Raw genomic sequence first — 19,916 nt, forward strand, 5'->3', positions numbered from 1 at the left:
CACACATGGCACTCACGTACTCCGCAGGTTCCCTGGTGAAGGCCCGCGGCCGCGAATGGGTGGTGCTCCCCGAGAGCAAGCCCGACCTGCTCGTCCTGCGCCCGCTAGGCGGCTCGGACGACGATGTCGCCGCCGTCTTCCCGGCGTTCGAAACGGTCGAGGAGGCCCGGTTCGCCACGCCGGAACCGAGCGACCTCGGCGACCAGCGCGCGGCCGGCCTGCTCCGCACGGCCCTGCGGGTCGGCTTCCGCTCGGGCGCGGGCCCGTTCCGCTCGCTGGCCGGCATCGCGGTGGAACCCCGCGCGTACCAGCTCGTCCCGCTGCTGATGGCGCTGCGTCAGAAGACGGTACGCATGCTGATCTCCGACGACGTCGGCATCGGCAAGACCGTCGAGGCGGGCCTGGTCGCGAGCGAACTCCTCGCACAGGGCGAGGCGTCGGGCCTGGCGGTACTGTGCTCCCCCGCGCTCGCCGAACAGTGGCAGCAGGAGCTGCGCAGCAAGTTCGGCATCGACGCGGAGCTGGTGCTGTCATCGACCGTGACTCGCCTGGAGCGAGGCCTGGACCTCGGCCAGTCCCTCTTCGACCGCTACCCGAACGTCATCGTCTCCACGGACTTCATCAAGTCCACCCGTCACCGCGACGACTTCGTACGGCACTGCCCCGACCTGGTGATCGTCGACGAGGCGCACACGTGCGTGGCTGCCGACGACACCAAGACCGGCACGCAGAACCAGCTGCGCTACGAGCTGCTGCGGCGGGTGGCCGAGGACGCGGAACGGCACCTGCTGCTGGTGACGGCGACGCCGCACAGCGGCAAGGAGTCCGCATTCCGCAACCTGCTGGGCCTGGTCAAGCCCGAGTTGGCACACGTCAACCTGGAGTCGGACGCGGGCCGAAAGCTGCTGGCCCAGCACTTCGTGGCCCGCAAGCGCGCGGACGTGCGCCAGTACCTCACCAAGGAGGACGGCCTGGCCGACGACTCGCTCGCCGAGCGCACCGCGCTCCCCTCGGACCGCTACTTCAAGGATGAGACGTACAAGCTGTCCCCGGAGTACCGGGCCCTGCTGGACGACGCGATCGCCTACGCGAGCGAGCGGGTGGAGGAGGCGGACGGCCGGGGCCGGAGGGAGGCCCGAATAGCGTGGTGGTCGGCGATCGCGCTGCTGCGCTCGCTGGTGTCGTCCCCGCGGGCGGCGGCGCAGACGCTGCGCACGAGGTCCGCGGCGGCGGTCGCGTCCTCGGCGGAGGAGGCCGACAAGCTGGGCGCCCCGCTGAACAGCGACGCGGCCGACAGCGACTCGATGGAGGGCATGGACGTAGCACCGGGCGCCGAGATCGAGACCGACGACCCGCGCTCGCGCCTGGCCGAACTCGCCGACCGCGCGCAGGAGCTGGAAGGCCCGGCGCAGGACCTCAAGCTGAAGGCGCTGATCAAGCACCTCAAGGGGCTGCTGGCCGACGGCTACAACCCGATCGTCTTCTGCCGCTACATCCCCACCGCCAAGTACCTGGCCGAGCAGCTGGCCAACGACCCGGAGACGAAGAAGCGCGGCCCGCTGGGTGCCAAGACGGTCGTCAAGGCGGTCACGGGCGAGCTGTCGCCGCAGCAGCGCATCGACAACATCGAGGCGCTGGCGACGGAGGCCGGCGCGGACGCCGCCGCGCGCCGTGTGCTGATCGCCACGGACTGCCTGTCGGAGGGCGTGAACCTCCAGCACTATTTCGACGCCGTGGTCCACTACGACCTGGCGTGGAACCCCACCCGCCACGACCAGCGCGAGGGCCGCGTCGACCGGTACGGGCAGAAGCGGGACGAGGTCCGCGTCATCACCCTGTACGGCGACGACAACGGCATCGACGGCAAGGTCCTCGAAGTCCTCATCAAGAAGCACCGCCAGATCAAGAAGGACCTGGGCATCTCGGTGTCCGTCCCCGACGAGCTGTCCACAGGCGTGACGGACGCGATCGTGGAGTGGCTGCTCATGCGCGGCCGCGAGAACGAGGACGCTCTGTTCAGCGCGGACGCGTTCAAGGTGAGCACGGCGAAGCTGGACAGTGACTGGAACTCGGCGGCAGAGCGGGAGAAGGCGTCGCGTTCGCGGTTCGCGCAGCGGTCGATTCACCCGGAGGAGGTGGCCAGGGAGGTCGCCGCGATCCGGGACGCGCTGGGCGGTACGGGCGAGGTGAGGACGTTCGTACGGGAGGCGCTGGGCTCGTTGGGTGCGGTGCTGCGGGGAGCCGACCCGTCGGAGGACTTCACGGCCCAGGTGGGCGGTACGCCGGCGGGCCTGCGGGACGCGCTGGCGACGGCCGTGGGCGCGGAGGTGATCGAGCAGGACCGCCCGATCCCGTTCCGGACGGACCCGGCGGTGGCGCGGGGCGAGGCGGCACTGGTGCGGACGGACCCGGTGGTGGGCGCGCTGGCGTCGCACGTCCTGAACGCGGCGCTGGACGCCCAGGCGGACGGCGCGCGCCCGGCACGCCGCTGCGGTGTGGTGACGACGGACGCGGTGACGACGCGCACGACCCTGCTGCTGGTCCGCTACCGCTTCCACCTGACCCTGCCGTCGCGCAGCGGCGAGAAGCAACTGGTCGCGGAGGACGCGAGGCTGCTGGCCTTCGAGGGCTCCCCGAAGAACGCGGTGTGGCTGTCGCAGGAGCGTGCGGCGGCGCTGCTGGACGCGACGGCGTCCGAGAACACGGACCCGCACTTCGGCGAGCGCATGATGAAGCGCATCCTCGCCCAACTCCCGGATGCGAACGGCTACCTGGAGACGTACGGCGAGGAACTGGCCGCCGAGCTGGACGCCTCGCACCGCCGTGTGCGGCAGGCCTCCGGCGAGATCGTCCGGGGCCTGTCGGTGACGGCCCAGAAGCCGGCCGACGTCCTGGGCGCGTACCTGTACCTGCCCGCCAACCCCGCTGCTTCTTCCCCCGCCCCTGCTGCTGTCTCTGGAGCGTCCGCCTGATGTCCGCCACGACTCGCAACCAGGTGTTCACCGCCGTCCACACGGTCGGAGGTCTGCTGCCGGCCGACATGCTGCTGCGCATCTCCGAGGGCAAGGACGTCCCGGGTTCGAAGCCCGCCGACTACGGCCTGCCGTCGTCGCGTTCGGTACGGGACGAGGCCGAGCGCAGCTGGGAGTACCTGAAGCCGCTCTGGCGCGAGCTGCGCAAGCACCTCCCCGAGGATCGGGAGACGGGCCTGCCCACGACCGACCCGACCGGCCGAGCGGGTGCCGACTGGCTGGCGCCGCTGTGGCGGGAGTTGGGCTTCGGCCGCCTGACGCCGATCGGCACGGAGGGCGTCACGGCCGACTCGGACGCGGAGAAGCGGTTCGAGGTCTCGCACCGCTGGCAGCACGCACTCATTCACCAGGTGGCGTGGAACGCCAACCTGGACAAGCGACCGGGCGGCGCGGGCACGGTCCCGCCGCAGTCCATGCTCCAGGAGTGCCTGAACCGGACCGAGGCCCACCTGTGGGGCATCCTGACGAACGGCCGCCAGGTCCGCCTGCTCCGGGACTCCAGCGCGCTGGCCACGGCGTCGTACGTCGAGTTCGACCTGGAGGCGATCTTCGACGGCGAGCTGTTCAGCGAGTTCGTACTGCTGTACCGGCTGCTGCACGAGTCCCGCTTCGAGGTCGCAGAGGACGCGGCGCCGTCGACGTGCTGGCTGGAGAAGTGGCGCACGGAGGCGATCGCCCAGGGCACACGCGCCCTGGACCAGCTCAGGAAGGGCGTCCAGCGGGCGATCACGACCCTCGGCACGGGCTTCCTGAAGCACCCGGACAACCGGGAGCTGCGGGAGTCGCTGGAGGTGAAGACCTTCCACTACGCGCTGCTGCGCATGGTCTACCGGCTCCTGTTCCTGTTCGTGGCCGAGGACCGCGAGGTCCTGCTGTCCCCGTCGGCGGACGAGACGGCGAAGGAGCGGTACGCGGCGTACTTCTCCTCGGCCCGCCTGCGCCGGCACGCCCAGCGACGCCGGGGCACGGCCCACGGCGACCTGTACCAGGCGCTGCGCTTCGTGCTGTCGGGTCTGGGCAACGACGACGGCCTGCCGGAGCTGGGCCTGCCGGGCCTGGGCGGCATCTTCGACGACACGGAGGCGGACAAGGTCCTGCACCGCCTGTCCCTGTCGAACGAGCCGCTGCTGGAGGCGGTCCGGGCACTCTCGATCGTGCGGGACACGAGCACCAAGCGGAACCGGGTGGTGGACTACCGGCATCTGGACGCGGAGGAGCTGGGCTCCATCTACGAGTCCCTGCTGGAGCTGGTCCCCAAGCACAACGCGACCGAGCGCACCTTCGAGCTGGTCGAGCTGGCGGGCAACGCGAGGAAGACGACGGGTTCCTACTACACGCCGTCCTCGCTGATCGAGTGCCTGCTGGACTCGGCGCTGGACCCGGTCATCGACGACGCGGTGAAGCGGGGCGAGATTCGGGCAACGCGCTCGGGACAGCCGGACCCGGGCCCGGCCATCGTCGACGAACTGCTGAGCCTGACGGTCTGCGACCCGGCTTGCGGCTCGGGCCACTTCCTGGTGGCGGCGGCCCGGCGGATCGCCAAGCGGGTCGCTGCGGTGCGGGAACAGAACCCGGAGCCGACGATCGACGCGGTACGGCACGCGCTGCACGAGGTGGTCGCGCGGTGCATCTACGGGGTCGACCTCAACCCGATGGCGGTCGAGCTGGCCAAGGTGTCCCTGTGGCTGGAGGCCCTGGAACCGGGCAAGCCGCTGGGCTTCCTGGACGCCCACATCAAGCACGGCAACGCGCTGATCGGGGCGACGCCGGCGCTGCTGGCGAAGGGCATCCCCGACGACGCGTTCAAGCCGATCGAGGGGGACGACAAGAAGATCGCGGCGGCGATCAGGAAGCGGAATGCGGCGGAGCGCGGCGGACAGCTGAGCTTCCACACGGAGGAGAGCATCTGGGTGTCGAACGCGGCGTTCGCAGCGAGCTTGCGTGAAATCACTGCCGCTTCGGCGGACACCCTGCACGACGTCCGCCTCCAGTCGAGCCGCTTCCGGGAACTGGAGCAGTCGGCGGACTACCTCCGCGCGCTGCACATCGCCGACGCCTGGTGTGCGGCCTTCGTCTGGCCGAAGGTCCAGGGCGCACCGACGCCGGTGACGGAAGGGGTCTTCCGCGACCTCCAGAGCGCGGGCGCTGGCATTCCGGTGAGCACGAACGAGGAGATCATCCGGCTGGCGCAGGAGTACAGGTTCTTCCACTGGCACCTGGAGTTCCCGGAAGTCTTCAAAGTTTCCGAAGCTGCGAACGGCGACGTGGATCCGGGTACGGGGTGGGCCGGTGGCTTCTCGTGCGTGCTGGGAAATCCGCCGTGGGAGCGCATCAAGCTGCAGGAACAAGAGTTCTTCGCGCAGCGCGATGTGGTCATCGCCAACGCTGCGAACTCGGCCACCCGCAAGCGCCTGATCGCGGCCCTGCCGGAAACCAACCCCGACCTCTACGCCGAGTTCGCGGCGGCCAAGCGTCAGTCGGAGGGCGAGAGTCAGTTTCTGCGGTTGTCGATGCGCTACCCACTCACCGGGCGTGGCGACATCAACACGTACGCCGTCTTTGCCGAGACCGACCGGGTGATGACGGGACCGCTGGGCCGCATGGGCATCATCGTGCCGACGGGCATCGCGACGGACGCGACGACGCAGTTCTTCTTCAAGGAACTGGTGCAGAACGGATCGATCGCGGCACTGTACGACTTCGAGAACGCATCGCCTCTCTTCCCTGGTGTGCACCGCTCGTTCAAGTTCAGCATCCTGTCCCTCACCGGCCGCAGCCTGCACGAACCGGCCGCACGTTTCGCCTTCTTTCTCCATGACCCGGCGGAGCTGAATGACGGGGACAAGACATTCACTCTCACTCCGGAGGAGATCACCGTCCTCAACCCCAACACGGGTACGTGCCCCGTGTTCCGCTCTCGCCGCGACGCCGAGATCACCCTCGGCATCTACCGCCGCGTCCCAGTCCTCATCAAGGAGGAAAACTCCGACGGTAACCCCTGGGGATTCCAGTATGTCGAGGTCCTGCATCTCTCCCACGCAGCCAACGAACTAATGAACGGCGACCAGGGCACCATAGACACGTACAAGGTCTATGAGGCGAAAATGATCCACCACTACGATCACAGGTGGTTCACCTACGAGGAAGTCGATGACGCCCTTCACGCCACACCCGACAAGGTGGCCAAACCCCGCTATTGGGTACGCAAGAATATAGTGGATGATCGACTTCAGGGCCGCTGGGATATCAATTGGATGATGGGCTGGCGGGATATCTGCCGATCAACTGACGAGCGCACAGTGATTGCCGCGCTGCTTCCACGGGCCGCGCTTGCCAACACGCTTCCACTGGCCTCCGTCAACAACCCCCATGATTCTCCTCTGCTACTGGCAGCCCTCTCGTCATTCGGGCTGGACTACGTAGCACGCCAAAAGGTTGCAGGAACTCACTTGACCATGATCTATCTACGTCAGCTCCCTGTGCCGTCTCCGCAAGACCTCAAAGCTCATGGCGACATTCTGAGAACCCGAGTTCTTGAACTCGTTTACACAGCATGGGACATGGCACCATTCGCTCGCGAAATGGGGGATAGCGGTGCACCTTTCCGATGGGATGAATCTCGCCGTCAGGTGATTCGTTCCGAACTCGACGCTCTCTTCTTTCACCTCTATGACGTCAGTCGCAACGACGTCGACTACATCCTTGACACCTTCCCCATAGTCCGCCGCAAGGACGAGGCCAAGTACGGCACCTACCGCACCAAGGAACTGATCCTCGCCGAGTACGACCGCATGGCCGCAGCCGGCGTCAGCCTCGAAAACCCCTTGGTGGACGGCGAGAACTACACCTCCACCCTCACCCCGCCCCCGGGCCACGGCCCTCGCCACCCCGCCTGACAGCTCGCCCCAGAGACAGGAGCGCCACGGACCATGAGCAGCCCGCGTTACCCGCAGCAGCCCGACCGAACCCCATCGGACTACGAGCTCGAGGCATGGCGTGCCATCCAGCAGTTCAAGGGCCGCCCACTGTCACGAGCGATGAGTAACGCCGGCGAGCATGTGGCCAACGGCGTCGCGGAACTCGGCAAGCGCGCCGCGAAGCAATTGGAGAACCACCCACGGGCCCAATCGGCGGTTTCGCATGGTCAGGAAATCGTCGCCAAGGGCGCTCAGAAGGTCGGCGCCGGGGCTCGCGGAGCCGCCGACGCCCTGCCGGACTGGAGCGGCACTGCTTTGCAGTCCATGCGGCGGACGGTGGGACGGGTCTCGCGAGCGGGCCTCTCCTCCAAGCGGGTGGTGGCGCTCCACAAGAAGCGCGGGCACGACGTCGCGTCGCTCTTCGACCTGCGCCGCCTCGACCTCCAGCAGATCGACGCTGTCCGTGGACGGGCGGCGAGCTGGTACTACCCGGCCGCTGCGGCGCTCTCGGGAGCCGGTGCGGGACTTGTGATCTCCGGAGGAGAGCTCGTCCTCGCCGCCTCCGCCGGCGCCGCGGCAGCGCCTTCGGGAGGTGCGATCGCGGGCGCTTTTGCCGCCGACACCGCTGCCGTCCTCGGACTCGCGTCCCGCGCCGTCGGCCATGTCTCGCTGTTCTACGGCTACGACCCCGAAGAGCCTGCCGAGAAGCTCTTCGTGATGTCTGTTGTCAACGTCGGGACAGCAAGTTCGGCCACCGCCAAGAACGCCGCGATGGCCGACATCTCGCGGCTCACCCAGGCGCTCTTCCGCGGCAAGACGTGGGAAGTCCTCAGCGAGTCAGTCGTCACCAAGGTCTCCACGCAGTTCGCGAAGGCGTTCGGCTTTCGTCTCACCAAGAAGGGCCTCGGCAAGGCCGTACCCGCATTCGGGATCGTCGTAGGAGGCACCCTCAACTGGACGACTCTGGAGGGAATCGTCGACGCCGCCGAGTTGGCGTACCGGCGGCGGTTCCTCCTGGAAAAGTACCCGCATCTCGCTGACGAGGAGGCACCCGGACCATTTCTCGGCGACGACCCCGACGCGCCGGACGACGCCGACGAGGAGATCAGCGTGCTCGACGAGATCGTCGAGGCGGGCGGACCCGACCTCCACTGACCCGTCGTCCCGGCGGTGAACGTGACCACGCGACCGCCGGGACGACGCGGCTCAGGACCCCGCCGCGAACCCCACGAACCGCGACCATCCCTCTCGCCCCACAGCGAAGCGAGGACGCGTCACGTCCTTGGAGTCGCGTACGTGGACGGCCTGCTCGGTGACGGCGATCTCAACGCAGTCGTCGCCGGAGCTGCCGCTGTAGCTGGACTTGAACCAGGCGAGTTCGGTCGTGCTCATAGCTCTCCTCGCAGTCGCTCCAGCAGGCCCCGCGAGTCTTGGGGGTTCAGGGCCTGCGACCGCAGTGTGTCATAGCGCTGGTAAAGGAGGCTCACCTCTTTCGCGTCAGCGATCAGGCGGCCGTTCTCCTGCCCCTCCGAGTACGCGAGTCGCCGACCCTGGGGCGTCTCCAACAGCCGTAGAGGGCCATCCATGCAGGAGTGGAACTCGGCATCGGTCGGCATGATCTGCAGCGTCACATTACGGGGCGCCGTGTGTTCCAGCACGTGGTCCAGCTGGCCCCGCTGCACCTCAACACCGCCCAGCCGCCGCCGGAAGACGGACTCCTCGACGATGAAGTGGAACGGCACGGTCGGCCGCTCGTACAGCATCTTCTGCCGCTCCAGACGCGCTGCAACCTGCGCCTCCAACTGCTCGTCAGTGAGCAAGGGAATGCGGTTCTCGAACAGCGCCCTCGCATACGCCTCCGACTGCAAAAGCCCCGGCACCAACCGGCACTCATACGTGCACAGACTCACTGCGACCCTCTCCAGCCGCGCCCACCGCCGGAACCAAGCCGCCAGCCCCGCCTCACCCCGCGTCAGAAACTGCGCCGACCTCCTCAACGCCCCCGTGTTCCCCGTCGCCTCCTCCGCCCGCTCCACGAATGACTCGTCCGCCATCCTCCTCCCCAACTCCACCGACTCCACGGTGTGTTTTGAGTAGCAGACGAGCTCCCCGAACTCCGCTCTGCTCAACCCGGCATGCTCGCGCAGGGCCTGGACGACAGCCCCGAACGTCCGCAGACTGTCGGACGGGTCGGGCTCCCGCTCCACCTCACACACCGCAAGCTCAGCGCTCTCGTCCGCGCCACCGTTCGTCATCCGCGGCCACCTCCAGGTGCGTACGTACTGTGCTGCATCCCCGCGATCGACAGCACCCAGAGTGACGGAACGATGGCCGTACCGGCCACCGATTGCGCCCGTACGCTGACGCACCGTACGGGTCGCGCTCCCGGTTCGCGCCCCGATGCACCCTCAAGAACTGATGTGTGCTGCTATTGCGCCACAAGTGCGGGCGTTTGCCGCTTGCTCTGTCATGGGCATTCTGTATGGGTCTGATCGCCGTGCGTGCGCAGTGCCTTGGGGGGCCGATGTCGCAAGGGGACGTCCGGACAGGAAAGAGCACCACTCGATCGGTCGCCGACCTCGTCGCCCAGTTCGGCCGGGAGGTCAGGGCGAAGCTGCAAGGTCCCGCCGGGGCGGTCAGCAGCAAGGAGGAGAGCCTCACCACACCGGTCGAGCATCTGCTGTGCGGTATGGCCGCCCGGCAGCACATGAAGCTGATCGCCCACGGCCAGAGCCGTGTCCAGCGACTCGGGATACGACCCGACTTCGCCATCAGCACTGGCGGGAGGACCATCGGGCACGTCGAGCTGAAACAGCCGGGAAGAGGAGTCGAGCCGCAGAAGTGGTCCCCGAAGAGCCATGACCGGAAGCAGTGGGAGAAGATCAAGGCCCTCCCCAACGTCCTGTACACCGACGGATACCACTGGGCGGTCTATCGTTTCGGCGTGCAGCTCGGCCCGACCGGGCGCCTTTTGGGGGACCTTGACACCGGCCGTCGCCAACTCGTCGTTGCTGACAACGGATTCGAGCGCGCGCTCACGCACTTCTTCACGCCCGCGCCCGTCATCCACGGCAGTATCGACGAATTGGTCCGGCGCATCGCCGGCATCTGCGCCCTGCTGCGGGACGAGGTCGCCGAACGCCTGACCCGCGAGGAACACGGGCAAGCCGACGCCGCCTTCTCGATCCTCGCCGGAAACTGGAAGGACTTGCTCTTTCCCGACGCACAGCCGGCGGAGTTCGCCGACCACTACAGTCAGACGCTGACCTTCGCCATCCTGCTGGCCCGTCTCGAACGCATCGATCTGGAGAAGCTCTCCCTTCCCGACGTCGCCGTCCGACTGGGCAAACGGCATTCCCTGATGGGGAAGGCGCTGGCGGTCCTGACCGACGAAGCCCTCGATGATCTCCGAGGAGTCATCGACACGCTGATCGATGTCATATCCGCCGTCGATCCCGAGATGTTCAAGGACGAGACGGGGGACGCCTACCTCCATCTGTACGAGGGCTTCCTGAGCGCCTACGACCCGCAGCTGCGGCGGCGAACGGGGACGTACTACACACCCGGCGAAGTCGTCCGCTTCATGGTGAGGTTCACCGACGAGGTGCTGCGTGACCGGCTCGGCCAGGAGGACGGGTACGGGAGTGAGGACGTGACCGTGGTCGATCCCGCCATGGGCACCGGTACCTTCCTCATCAACATCATCGACCATGTCGCCAAGAACTTCGCGCTGAAGTACGGCAGCGTTCTCAAGTCCGGGCTCCTTCGTGAACTCTCGAAACGGTTGGTCGGACTGGAGAAGCAGACCGGGCCGTACGCGGTGGCCGAACTCCGTGTGCACCACGCCTTCCAGGCTCACGATGCCGATGTCACGCGCCAGCCACCACGGCTTCTGGTGGCCGACACCCTCGATGATCCCTCCGTCGAGCACCACTTGGGCTTGATGTACGAGGCGATCGCCCGGCACCGCCGCATGGCGAACAAGGTCAAGGCCGATGAGAAGGTCATGGTGGTCATCGGCAATCCGCCCTACCTCCGGGGTGCGAAGCAGTCGGGGGTCGGACGCTGGGTCACCGACGGCAACCCGAATGATCAGGGTCCGATCCTCGCGCGCTTCCACCCCGAGGACAACGGGCGCGTCGGATACGCCCTCGACAACCTCTACGTGTACTTCTGGGCATGGTCCACCTGGAAGGTCTTCGACCAGGTGACAGCTTCGGGCGCACCAAAGGCACCCAGCGGAGTCGTCGCTCTCATCACCAACTCCGGCTATCTGGACAGTGAGGGAGCGGCCGGTATGCGCCACTACCTGCGCGAGGCGGCCGACGAGGGCTGGGTCATCGGTCTCTCCCCCGAAGGCGCCTTCTCCGAGACGCGCACGCGCGTCTTCCAGGACGTGAAGCGCGAGATCTGCATCGCCGTCTTCGTCCGCCAGGGCGCCCCGGACCCGAAGAACCCGGCGCGGGTGTGGCGACTCGACCTACCCGCGGGAACGCGCGAGGAGAAGTTCGACTGGCTTGAAGGACTCAGCGTGGAGGGCCACAGTAACGGCGCTTCCTGGCAGCTCTGTCCGACGCAGTGGACCGCTCCCTTTCACGTCACATCCGCCTCTGAGTGGACCGCCATGCCCCCAGTGGACGCCCTGCTGCCCTGGACGAGCTCCGGCAACAAGAACAATCGCAGTTGGCCCGTCTCACCCAGCGAGGACGTGCTGCGCAAGCGCTGGCGAACGCTCGTCCAAGCTCCGGCGGCGGCCAAGGCGACACTGCTGAAAAGCACAAGAGATCGCCGTCCAGAAAAGCCGGAAGCACCCCTGCCCGGCCAGCAGGAGAAGGGCAGTCTCGCCGACGAGAAGGAGACGGTGCCGGTCATCGTCCGATACGGACGGATGACCTTCGACCAGCAGTACATCATCGCGGACCGGAGGGTGATCGACTATCCACGACCGGCCTTGTGGTTCGCCCACAACGACCGCCGCCAGATTTACCTGTCCGAACTTCACACCGAGTCAGGTCGACCAGGTCCGGCAGTGACCTTCACCGCCCTCATACCCGACATGCATCATTTCAAGGGCACTGAAGGCGGCCGCATCGCCCCCCTCTACCGGCACCCCGAACTACCGGAACCAAACGTGACCCCCGGACTGCTGCACCTCCTCACCAAGACACTCGGCGTGACGGTCACCGCCGAAGACCTCTTCGCGTACATCGCGGGCATAGCCGGCCACAGCGGCTACACGCGCCGCTTCGCCACTCACCTGGCTGAACGTGGAACCCGTATCCCACTCACTCGTGACTCGGCCTTGTGGGAAGAGGTCGTGGAGGTGGGCAGGCGGACCGTGTGGATCCACACGTATGGTGAGCGTTTCGCTTCCGCCTCACGCGGCCGCCCTCCCGGACAGACCCCGAGACTGCCCCAGGCAGAGCAACCCACCTGCAGCGTCGCGATCGGAGAGGACGACGGGCTGCCGGACAGCATCTCCTATGACCCGACGACGCGCACGCTCGCGGTGGGCACCGGGGCGGTCCATCCTGTGGCACCGGAAGTCTGGGACTACCGCATCGGCGGGGTGCAGGTGATCCGCAAGTGGTTCAGCTTCCGCAAGAGCAAGCCGGACGTCGAACGGCAGACCCCGTTGAACGACATCCTGCCGCCGACCTGGCCGGCCCGGTGGACCATAGACCTGCTGGACCTCATCAACGTGCTCGGCCTCCTCGTAGCACTCGAGCCGCAGCAGACCCGCCTCCTGGACGCCGTGAGCAACGGCCCCCTCATCACCATCGGCGATCTCCGGGAGCAGGGCATCCTGCCCGTGCCTCCCCACGCGGCCAAAGAACCGAAGCCACCACGCCCCTCCCGCCGCAGCCCGGGGCCCGGCCAGGGGGCCCTCGACTTCCCGAGCTGACCCGAGCACGAAGCTCACAGCAGAAGGCGCCCGTACGCCGACGTACCGTACGGGAGTCGCCTCTGGAACACACCCCGTCCGCCCGTCACCGTGGCCTCATGAGCGCAACCACGCCCCAGCTCCCCTCCACGGCACGGACGTTCACGCAGCAGCTGTCGTCCACCCGCCGCGGAGCCCGCCTCGCCCGCCTGCTCGCCTACGAGCAGCTGCGCTCCTGGGAGCTGTCCCCCACCGTCACCGAACGTGCCGAGCAGATCGTCGCCGAACTTGCCGCGAACGCCGTCCTGCACGGCCGCGTGCAGGGCCGCGACTTCCGTCTCGCCCTCACCCTCGACCACCCGGCCGCCGGCGTGCTCCGCATCGCGGTCACCGACGCCCGCGGTGACCGACTCCCCACGGCGGTGGACGACTTCGTAACCACGCACGACAGTGAGACCGGCCGCGGCCTCCTCCTCGTGACCGCCCTGGCCGACCGCTGGGGCACAGAGCCGTATCCGCCCGGCGGCAAGACCGTGTGGGCCGAACTCTCCTCGGTCCCAGCGAGCCGCGGCAGCGGCACGGTTAGGAGGCGAGATCACCAACCGGGATAGCGGTCCCACCAGTGCGGGTACCAGCCCGGGACGTACTCGCCGCCGCTGGGTGAATCCACGAGCTCGAGCAGCAGGTCGCGGGCCAAGGTGTCGAGCGCCCACGCCAGTTGTGACGGCTCACCAGCTCCCCGGGCAGTGCCTCGATGCCGTGGACGGCGCCCAGCAGCGCGCCGGTGACGTAGGCAACGGAGTCACCGTCCGGTGCTCCGGCCGCGAACTCCAAGGCGGCATCGACATCCGCTGGACCGGGAAAGGACGCGGCCACATAAAGTCCACCGAGAAGCGCTGAGGGTGCCGTGGCGTCCGGTGCGAGCGTGCGGGCCGTCCCGCGTGCGCGGGCACGTCAGCGCCTGCTCCCAGGGCGCGCATGAGTCCCCGCAGATCGTTCCCGACCCGCCGCTGACCGGAGGGCTACAGCCCCTCGTTTCCCGGATCGGGCTCGTCGTCCGGCACGGCTTGCGGGGCATCCGGCGTGTCGACCGCCTGCTCTGCGAGGGTGGCCGTCCCCAAGAGGCGCGTAAGGCGCTGACGCATGCGCGCCCGGCGTGCTTCATAGAACTCCGGGAACCCCACCACGTCCTCAGGCAGGCCGGTGGCGTCGTACTCCCGCAACCAGCTCTCGCGCTCCGCATCCGACTCGAAGTGCTTCTGGAGCCAGGCGGCCGGGAGGGCGGCCTGCTTCGAGATGTTCTCGGGTCCCCTGAGCAGCTGCAGGTTCGCCGCTCTGTCCGCACAGTCCTCGATGAGAGGCAGCGCCTCCTCGGAAAGGCCGGCCGCGCGCAGTTTGGCCCGTGAGCGCAGGATGCTGCGCGGAAAGATGTGGTCCTCGTGGAACTGGTCACGGGTGTCGACACCCGGGTACAGCATCGCGAGCATCGGGAACAGCCGCTTCGATCCGTACTTGAGGTCCAGCAGGTCCTCGATCTCGGTGGGCTCGAAGCGGAGCGACTTGCCCTGCCGTGCCATCTCCCGTTCGATGGCCTCGGTCGGCCAGCCCTGTCCGCCTTCCTTCTCCAGGGTCGCACGCAGACCGGTGAGCAACCGGTCCAGACCGCTGCCCCACACGCCGGACTTCATGAGCGAGCGTTGGAGCCATCGGCGGATCGCCGCACGGTCGTCCCTGAATGCGTCCGAGGTGCGGTAGCTGTCGCCCAGGCCGCGTCGGTGGAGGTAGTAAGCCAGGGGAATGACCGCGCTGTTGCCCGGTCAGCCAGTCAGTGGGGATCGAGTCCGGCAGGGCAGCCGTCGGTCAGAAGCAAGCCGGTTGCCGACACGTCTCGCACAGGCGCAGGGGGAGCCGCACACTGGCTCAACTTGACGCAGGGTCCCAGCGGTACTGCTCGACAGCCTCGTCGTAGGGACGCAACAGCGGCTTCAGCTCCGTACGCACAAGGTCGGCATCCCCCGGCGGCAGCGTCAACGACGCCCGCCGCATCCGGACGCTCCACGTCGCCGGGTCCGGGAACACGGACAGCCGCGGAACCAGGTCGCGCAGGACGAGCCCCTCACGGAACCCCGCCAGCCCGGACACCTCCAGGCGGCAGCCCTCCGTGAACGTGCGCTCCCCGAAGACCACCGGTTCGTCCAGGACCCGCACGGGACTGGCAACCGAAGCCCGGCCGATGACACGTCCCAGGTCGCGCGTCGGATTCCCGAAGCAGCCTCGCGTGGTGTAGAGGAAGACCTCGTCGCCCTCCTGCAGGGCACGGGCCGTCTGGGACCGCCCCGCCGGGAACGCCATCCGCTGCTCGGTCACCACCCAGCTCAGGGCGGCGCGGTCTCCGATGATCAGCAGGTGCGTGGACGGCATGCCGATCACGATAGCCGGGGCTCGGCCGCTCGGCGCACCAGCGGCACAGTCATCCTCTACGGACGCGATCGTGGCCCGTCGCTTACGAAATCTTTGCGCTTTCGAGGGGATCGCTCACACCGCCTTCCACCTGCGCGGGGTCCGTTTTGACCGCGCGCACGGCCTGTCGGTCATGCCAAGTTAACCGCGCTGCCCTTCCTCGGCTTCTACGCGCGTGGTGTCATGCACGCGCCCATCCCCCACTCCGAACGTCAACTCGACCAGGAGTCACGCATGCTGTGGAAGGTCCTCGGCCGTGCAGGTGTCGCATTGGCCGCCGGCGCCGCCGTACTCGCCACCGCCCTCCCCGCGAACGCCGCGAGCTACACCGCGTTCGCCTTCTCGCAGAGCGGCAGCCAGCCCACCATCTACGACTTCATCAACTCGGCCACCACCTCCCTCGACATGACGATGTACGAGCTGGAGGACACCACGGCGGTCAACGACCTCATAGCCCTGAAGAACAAGGGCGTCACCGTGCGGGTCATCCTGGATCGCCAGCACCAGAGCGCGAACAGCTCGGCGTACAACTCCCTGAAGAGCGCGGGCGTGGGAGTGGTGTGGTCGCCGTCCACCTTCGTCTACACCCACCAGAAGACCATCACGGTGGACGCCGTCAAGTCGCTGATCATGACGGGCAACCTCACCTCCCAGTACTACACGACCAGCCGTGATTACGGCGTGTTCGACGACGACAGCCGCGACGTCGCCTCGATCGAGAAGGTCTTCAACGCCGACTACGGCGGCACCTCGATCACTCCGACCGACGGCGACCATCTGCTCTGGTCCCCCACCGACTCCCGCAACCGCCTGCTGTCCGTCATCAACGGCGCCACCGCGAAGCTCGATGTCGAGGAACTGGAGCTCAGCGACAGCTCAGTGGTCAATGCCGTCGTGGCACGTGCGAAGGCGGGCGTGGCCGTGCGGGTGGTCCTGGAGAACCCGTCCAGTTACTCCAGCGAGGTGTCCGCGATCAAGGCGGCGGGCGGCACCGTCGTCGGCTACTCAGACCCCAACGGCTTCTACATCCACGCCAAGGCGATGGTCGCCGACTATGGTCTGTCCACCCAGAAGGTGGAGGCGGGTTCCATGAACATCAGCAGCAACTCGCTGAACAACAACCGCGAACTGGGCCTCATCCTCACGGGTACCGGGGTGGCGGAGCCCGTGGCCACCACCATTGAGACCACCTTCAACAGCGACTACTCGGGCGGCACTCCAGCATGACCCGGAGCCGGTGATCCCACCCCGATGCCCTGCGTCACCGCTGTTCCGCGGGCATCGGGAGTCGGCACACCCTTCGGCGTCCATCGCGTCGCCGGCGTGAGGCAGGCGTCGCCCCGCCTCGACCGTCACGCAGACCTGCCCGCGCCGGCAGGACCGGGAGCACCTGCGGACGGAGGCCCGCCGCAGAGCTGGCGGCTCTGCCTCCCTTGAAGCCTCGTTGTCAGAGGAGGGCCCTATCGTTCTCGGTGGATCTTCTGCGCGGTGTGGGAGGAGTGGTGACGATGGCCGACGACGGCCTGCGGTACCCGGAGTTCTATCTCAGGCTGCCGAACGGCGGGCCGGTCGCCCAGGGGCGCCCTACGAACGAGGTGGGCGACAACGGAAGCCGCAGCTTCGTCGTAGACGCGGGCCAGCCCGTACGGCCTGATATCGTGCCGTCGTTCGCCACCCGCGCGGTGGCCGCCCATCGGCAGCGCGACGAGCTGATTCGGCAGGGGCGGATCGGGCCGTCCGGGAAGTGGCCCGGTTGGCTGGAGACGACGGAAGCGATCACCTTCGGTTCCCCATCGAGAGCGGCAGCGGTACTGACGGGTCGCAACCCGAACGGCTGGTTCGACTGGAAGGCCGATGACGGCCGGCCCCTCGCCGACTTCATGCCAGGGATTTGGCCCGGCCCGAACCGGCCGTGGCTGGTACGTGGTTCGAACGTCAGCGGGCTGGACCTCGTCCAGCGCCTCTGGCTGCCCGAGGGTCGGGTCACCCTTGCCGCGGCGCGGCTGCGGCAGGGTGTCGAGCAGGGCATCAGCAAGGACCAGCTGCGCGCACTGGTCCAGGAGGACTACGAGTCGACGGCCACCTACAGCCAGAAGCAGCAGTTGGTGGAGGAGTTCCACGCGTTCCTGTCGCGCATGAAGCCCGGCGACACGATCTGCACCATCTCCGGTGGCCGACTGTACGTCGGCGAGGTCACCGGTGAGGTGGAGCAGACGGAGTCCGAGGACCGGCGGTCCAATCTGCGCCGTCCCGTGGAGTGGCAGCCCGATGGCCACCCCTACGACGAACTGCCCGAGGAACTGCAGCAGAGGCTGTCCATCCAGCACGACGTCGTCGACCTGTCGTCCGTTCAGGCCCTCGTGGAGGGGCTGGGTCTGAGCGATCAGGAGCTGGTCGAGGAAGCCGAGGCCATAGAACGCGATCCGAGCGTCGAGCTCGCTGCGCTCACCGCCCGCCGCGAGCTCCAACTGCCCGAGCCGACGGACGAACTGGCCGCCGAACTCCTCGTGCACGGCGTGGAATGGCTGCGCGAGGTTCGGGATCTGCTCTGGGACGAGCGGCAGCTCGTGCTGTACGGGCCGCCCGGCACCGGAAAGACGTACCTCGCGCTGAAGCTGGCGGAGTTCCTGGGCGGAGGCCCCGAGCAGGTCAAGCTCGTACAGTTCCATCCCTCGTACTCCTACGAGGACTTCTTCGAGGGCTTCCGGCCGCAGGAGGACCCGGAGACCCGGGAGGTCGCCTTCCGGCTCACCGCCGGGCCGCTGCGCGAACTCGCCGACCTCGCTTCCCGGGAGGGCAACCGGCACATCCCGCACTTCCTGATCATCGACGAGATCAACCGCGCCAATCTGGCGAAGGTCTTCGGCGAGCTGTATTTTCTGCTGGAGTACCGGAACAAGTCGGTGCGCCTGACCTACTCCGGTGACGACTTCGCACTGCCGCCGAACCTGTTCGTGATCGGCACCATGAACACCGCGGACCGGTCCATCGCGCTCGTCGACGCGGCCATGCGCCGTCGTTTCGCGTTCGTCGAGCTGTCGCCCCGAACGGAGCCGACGAGCGGGTTGCTGCGCCGCTGGCTGGTCAGGGAGGGCAAGGACGCCGAGCCCGCCGATCTGCTCGACGCGCTCAACTCCCGTATCGATGACCCAGACTTCCGCATCGGGCCCTCGTACCTGATGAAGAAGGGGGTCTTTCGGGAAGGCGGTCTGGAGCGGACCTGGCGGACAAAGATCCTTCCGCTTCTGGAGGAGCACCACTACGGGGAAGGCGTGGACATCGAGAAGCGGTACGGGCTGGCCGCGCTGCGGGAGTCCCTGGCGTGACAGCCGTCGTTGAAGTCGAGGGGCCGGCATCGTCCGTCGAGCTCGTCGAGCACGCGCCGGCGATCAGCATCGCCCTGCCGGATGGCATCGGCCGGGCCCTCGCCGCCGGCGGTGTCGTGGATGCGTCACCCGATCCCTACACCCCCGGCCGCTGGTCGTTGCGCGCCGGCAGCAAGGTCGGCGCGGTGGCCGTCGCGGTGCCGGGCGGCAGGGAGTCGTTCACCGTGCGCGTCAGGCCGAAGGTGCCCATCGCGCGCCTCTTCTTCCTGCTCGGCTACAGCCTCGACCCCAAAGGCACATGGCGGGACGGGGACGTCGAGGTGGCCGAGCACCGCGATGTGCTGCCCGCACTCGCGCACGCCGTGGAGCGGCAGGTGGACCGGGCGCTGCGACAGGGCCTGTTGCAAGGGTACCGGGCGACGGAGGAGACAGCTCTCGTCGTCCGCGGCCGGATCCGGGAGGCCGAGCAGATACGGCGACGGTTCGGGGCGACGCTGCCCGTGGAGGTGGCCTACGACGAGTTCACCACCGACATCGCGGAGAACCGCATCCTGCGCACGGCCGTCGAACGTCTGCTGCGCCTGCCCGGTGTACCGCGCGACGTGCGCCGGAGACTGCTGCACCAGCGTGCCCGACTCGCCGACGTCCCGGCGATCGTGCGTGGGCAGCCGGTTCCCGAGTGGCGGCCGACCCGCCTCAACGCCCGGTACCACCATGCGCTGCACCTCGCCCGCGCCGTGCTCGACGGCACCTCGGTCGAGCACGCGCCGGGCGGGCTGCGGATCGACGGATTCCTGCTCGACATGAACAAGCTTTTCGAGGACTTCGTCACGGTCGCTCTGCGGGAGGCTTTTCGCGGCTCGGGGTTCTCCGCCCGGTTCCAGGACACGCACCACCTCGACGACGCCGCCGCGATCCGGATGAAGCCGGACTTCGTGCTGTACGGGCCGGACGGCACCCCGTGCGCGGTGGCGGACGCGAAGTACAAGGCGGAGAAGTGGGGCGGCTTCCCGGACGCCGACCTGTACCAGATGCTGGCGTACTGCACCGCCCTGCGTCTGCGCGAAGGACACCTCGTGTACGCCAAGGGCAACGCCTCGCACGCGGCCCACCGAGTGCGTCACGCGGGCATCGTCATCCACCAGCACGCCCTCGACCTGGATCAGGAGCCGGCGGGGCTCCTGGCGGACATCTCGGCCGTCGCCCAGCGCATGACCGGCGTGCGACGCGACTGACCTGCGCTGACCACCCCGCGCGTATGATCGACTGCGCAGTGTCCGTTCAGGGTGGGGAGTGC

Annotated in this window: 13 protein-coding genes; 9 read left to right on the forward strand and 4 right to left on the reverse strand. The window is 68.0% G+C overall.

Features of this window, described 5'->3' with window-relative positions:
• Window positions 1-5: 5 nt before the first annotated feature.
• The 3 genes from AB0N14_RS28020 to AB0N14_RS28030 are packed head-to-tail and all read left to right on the forward strand — an operon-like array spanning window position 6 to window position 8,104.
• Window positions 6-2,972, forward strand: a complete 2,967-nt coding sequence (locus AB0N14_RS28020; RefSeq protein WP_366028487.1) for a helicase-related protein — start codon at window positions 6-8, stop codon at window positions 2,970-2,972.
• Window positions 2,972-6,928: a DNA methyltransferase gene (locus AB0N14_RS28025; RefSeq protein ID WP_366028488.1), complete on the forward strand. Its 3,957-nt coding sequence runs from the start codon at window positions 2,972-2,974 to the stop codon at window positions 6,926-6,928. Before AB0N14_RS28020 ends, AB0N14_RS28025 begins: the two co-directional genes overlap by 1 nt.
• Before the next feature lie 33 nt (window positions 6,929-6,961).
• The gene (locus tag AB0N14_RS28030) at window positions 6,962-8,104 is read left to right on the forward strand and encodes an EcsC family protein (RefSeq protein WP_366028489.1); all 1,143 of its coding nucleotides are present in this window, start codon (window positions 6,962-6,964) and stop codon (window positions 8,102-8,104) included.
• A 51-nt stretch (window positions 8,105-8,155) separates the two neighbouring features.
• Here AB0N14_RS28030 and AB0N14_RS28035 read toward each other — a convergent pair whose 3' ends face one another.
• Together AB0N14_RS28035 and AB0N14_RS28040 are read right to left on the reverse strand one after the other, a co-directional pair.
• Complete coding sequence (locus AB0N14_RS28035; protein WP_366028490.1) at window positions 8,156-8,341, reverse strand: DUF397 domain-containing protein; 186 nt, start codon at window positions 8,339-8,341, stop codon at window positions 8,156-8,158.
• Window positions 8,338-9,204, reverse strand: coding sequence for a helix-turn-helix transcriptional regulator (locus AB0N14_RS28040; RefSeq protein WP_366028491.1), 867 nt, complete (start codon window positions 9,202-9,204; stop codon window positions 8,338-8,340). Before AB0N14_RS28040 ends, AB0N14_RS28035 begins: the two co-directional genes overlap by 4 nt.
• A 269-nt stretch (window positions 9,205-9,473) precedes the next feature.
• On the opposite strand from AB0N14_RS28040, the gene AB0N14_RS28045 reads away from it, so the two are divergent.
• The 3 genes from AB0N14_RS28045 (at window position 9,474) to AB0N14_RS28055 (ending at window position 13,733) form a co-directional block, all read left to right on the forward strand.
• Complete coding sequence (locus tag AB0N14_RS28045; protein WP_366028492.1) at window positions 9,474-12,854, forward strand: type ISP restriction/modification enzyme; 3,381 nt, start codon at window positions 9,474-9,476, stop codon at window positions 12,852-12,854.
• Between the two features lie 98 nt (window positions 12,855-12,952).
• Window positions 12,953-13,444 (forward strand): ATP-binding protein, encoded by a 492-nt coding sequence (locus tag AB0N14_RS28050; RefSeq protein WP_366028493.1) that lies wholly within the window; start codon window positions 12,953-12,955, stop codon window positions 13,442-13,444.
• 109 nt (window positions 13,445-13,553) lie between these two features.
• Complete coding sequence (locus tag AB0N14_RS28055) at window positions 13,554-13,733, forward strand: hypothetical protein (protein WP_366028494.1); 180 nt, start codon at window positions 13,554-13,556, stop codon at window positions 13,731-13,733.
• A 122-nt stretch (window positions 13,734-13,855) separates the two neighbouring features.
• Here AB0N14_RS28055 and AB0N14_RS28060 read toward each other — a convergent pair whose 3' ends face one another.
• Together AB0N14_RS28060 and AB0N14_RS28065 are read right to left on the reverse strand one after the other, a co-directional pair.
• The gene (locus AB0N14_RS28060) at window positions 13,856-14,521 is read right to left on the reverse strand and encodes a hypothetical protein (protein ID WP_366028495.1); all 666 of its coding nucleotides are present in this window, start codon (window positions 14,519-14,521) and stop codon (window positions 13,856-13,858) included.
• Between the two features lie 232 nt (window positions 14,522-14,753).
• A complete protein-coding gene (locus AB0N14_RS28065) occupies window positions 14,754-15,254 on the reverse strand; it encodes a hypothetical protein (protein ID WP_366028496.1) in 501 nt (166 codons plus the stop codon).
• 273 nt (window positions 15,255-15,527) lie between these two features.
• Between AB0N14_RS28065 and AB0N14_RS28070 the strand changes: the two genes are divergently transcribed.
• From AB0N14_RS28070 to AB0N14_RS28080, 3 genes are all read left to right on the forward strand, one after another.
• Window positions 15,528-16,520 carry a phospholipase D-like domain-containing protein gene (locus tag AB0N14_RS28070; protein WP_366028497.1) on the forward strand — a complete coding sequence of 331 codons (993 nt, stop codon included), beginning with the start codon at window positions 15,528-15,530 and terminating at the stop codon, window positions 16,518-16,520.
• 281 nt (window positions 16,521-16,801) lie between these two features.
• Window positions 16,802-18,619 (forward strand): DUF4357 domain-containing protein, encoded by a 1,818-nt coding sequence (locus AB0N14_RS28075; protein ID WP_366028498.1) that lies wholly within the window; start codon window positions 16,802-16,804, stop codon window positions 18,617-18,619.
• Window positions 18,616-19,854, forward strand: a complete 1,239-nt coding sequence (locus AB0N14_RS28080; RefSeq protein WP_366028499.1) for a restriction endonuclease — start codon at window positions 18,616-18,618, stop codon at window positions 19,852-19,854. Before AB0N14_RS28075 ends, AB0N14_RS28080 begins: the two co-directional genes overlap by 4 nt.
• Window positions 19,855-19,916 lie beyond the last annotated feature (62 nt).

The sequence above is a fragment of the Streptomyces sp. NPDC051104 genome, from assembly GCF_040682835.1.
In the GTDB taxonomy this organism is placed as follows: Bacteria; Actinomycetota; Actinomycetes; order Streptomycetales; family Streptomycetaceae; genus Streptomyces; species Streptomyces cynarae.

What these genes read in the sequence shown, in the direction of transcription:
- AB0N14_RS28020 (WP_366028487.1), top strand. Translation starts at nt 6, where the DNA reads ATGGCACTCACGTACTCCGCAGGTTCCCTGGTGAAGGCCCGCGGCCGC.
- AB0N14_RS28025 (WP_366028488.1), top strand. Translation starts at nt 2,972, where the DNA reads ATGTCCGCCACGACTCGCAACCAGGTGTTCACCGCCGTCCACACGGTC.
- AB0N14_RS28030 (WP_366028489.1), top strand. Translation starts at nt 6,962, where the DNA reads ATGAGCAGCCCGCGTTACCCGCAGCAGCCCGACCGAACCCCATCGGAC.
- AB0N14_RS28035 (WP_366028490.1), bottom strand. Translation starts at nt 8,341, where the DNA reads ATGAGCACGACCGAACTCGCCTGGTTCAAGTCCAGCTACAGCGGCAGC.
- AB0N14_RS28040 (WP_366028491.1), bottom strand. Translation starts at nt 9,204, where the DNA reads ATGACGAACGGTGGCGCGGACGAGAGCGCTGAGCTTGCGGTGTGTGAG.
- AB0N14_RS28045 (WP_366028492.1), top strand. Translation starts at nt 9,474, where the DNA reads ATGTCGCAAGGGGACGTCCGGACAGGAAAGAGCACCACTCGATCGGTC.
- AB0N14_RS28050 (WP_366028493.1), top strand. Translation starts at nt 12,953, where the DNA reads ATGAGCGCAACCACGCCCCAGCTCCCCTCCACGGCACGGACGTTCACG.
- AB0N14_RS28060 (WP_366028495.1), bottom strand. Translation starts at nt 14,521, where the DNA reads ATGAAGTCCGGCGTGTGGGGCAGCGGTCTGGACCGGTTGCTCACCGGT.
- AB0N14_RS28065 (WP_366028496.1), bottom strand. Translation starts at nt 15,254, where the DNA reads ATGCCGTCCACGCACCTGCTGATCATCGGAGACCGCGCCGCCCTGAGC.
- AB0N14_RS28070 (WP_366028497.1), top strand. Translation starts at nt 15,528, where the DNA reads ATGCTGTGGAAGGTCCTCGGCCGTGCAGGTGTCGCATTGGCCGCCGGC.
- AB0N14_RS28075 (WP_366028498.1), top strand. Translation starts at nt 16,802, where the DNA reads ATGGCCGACGACGGCCTGCGGTACCCGGAGTTCTATCTCAGGCTGCCG.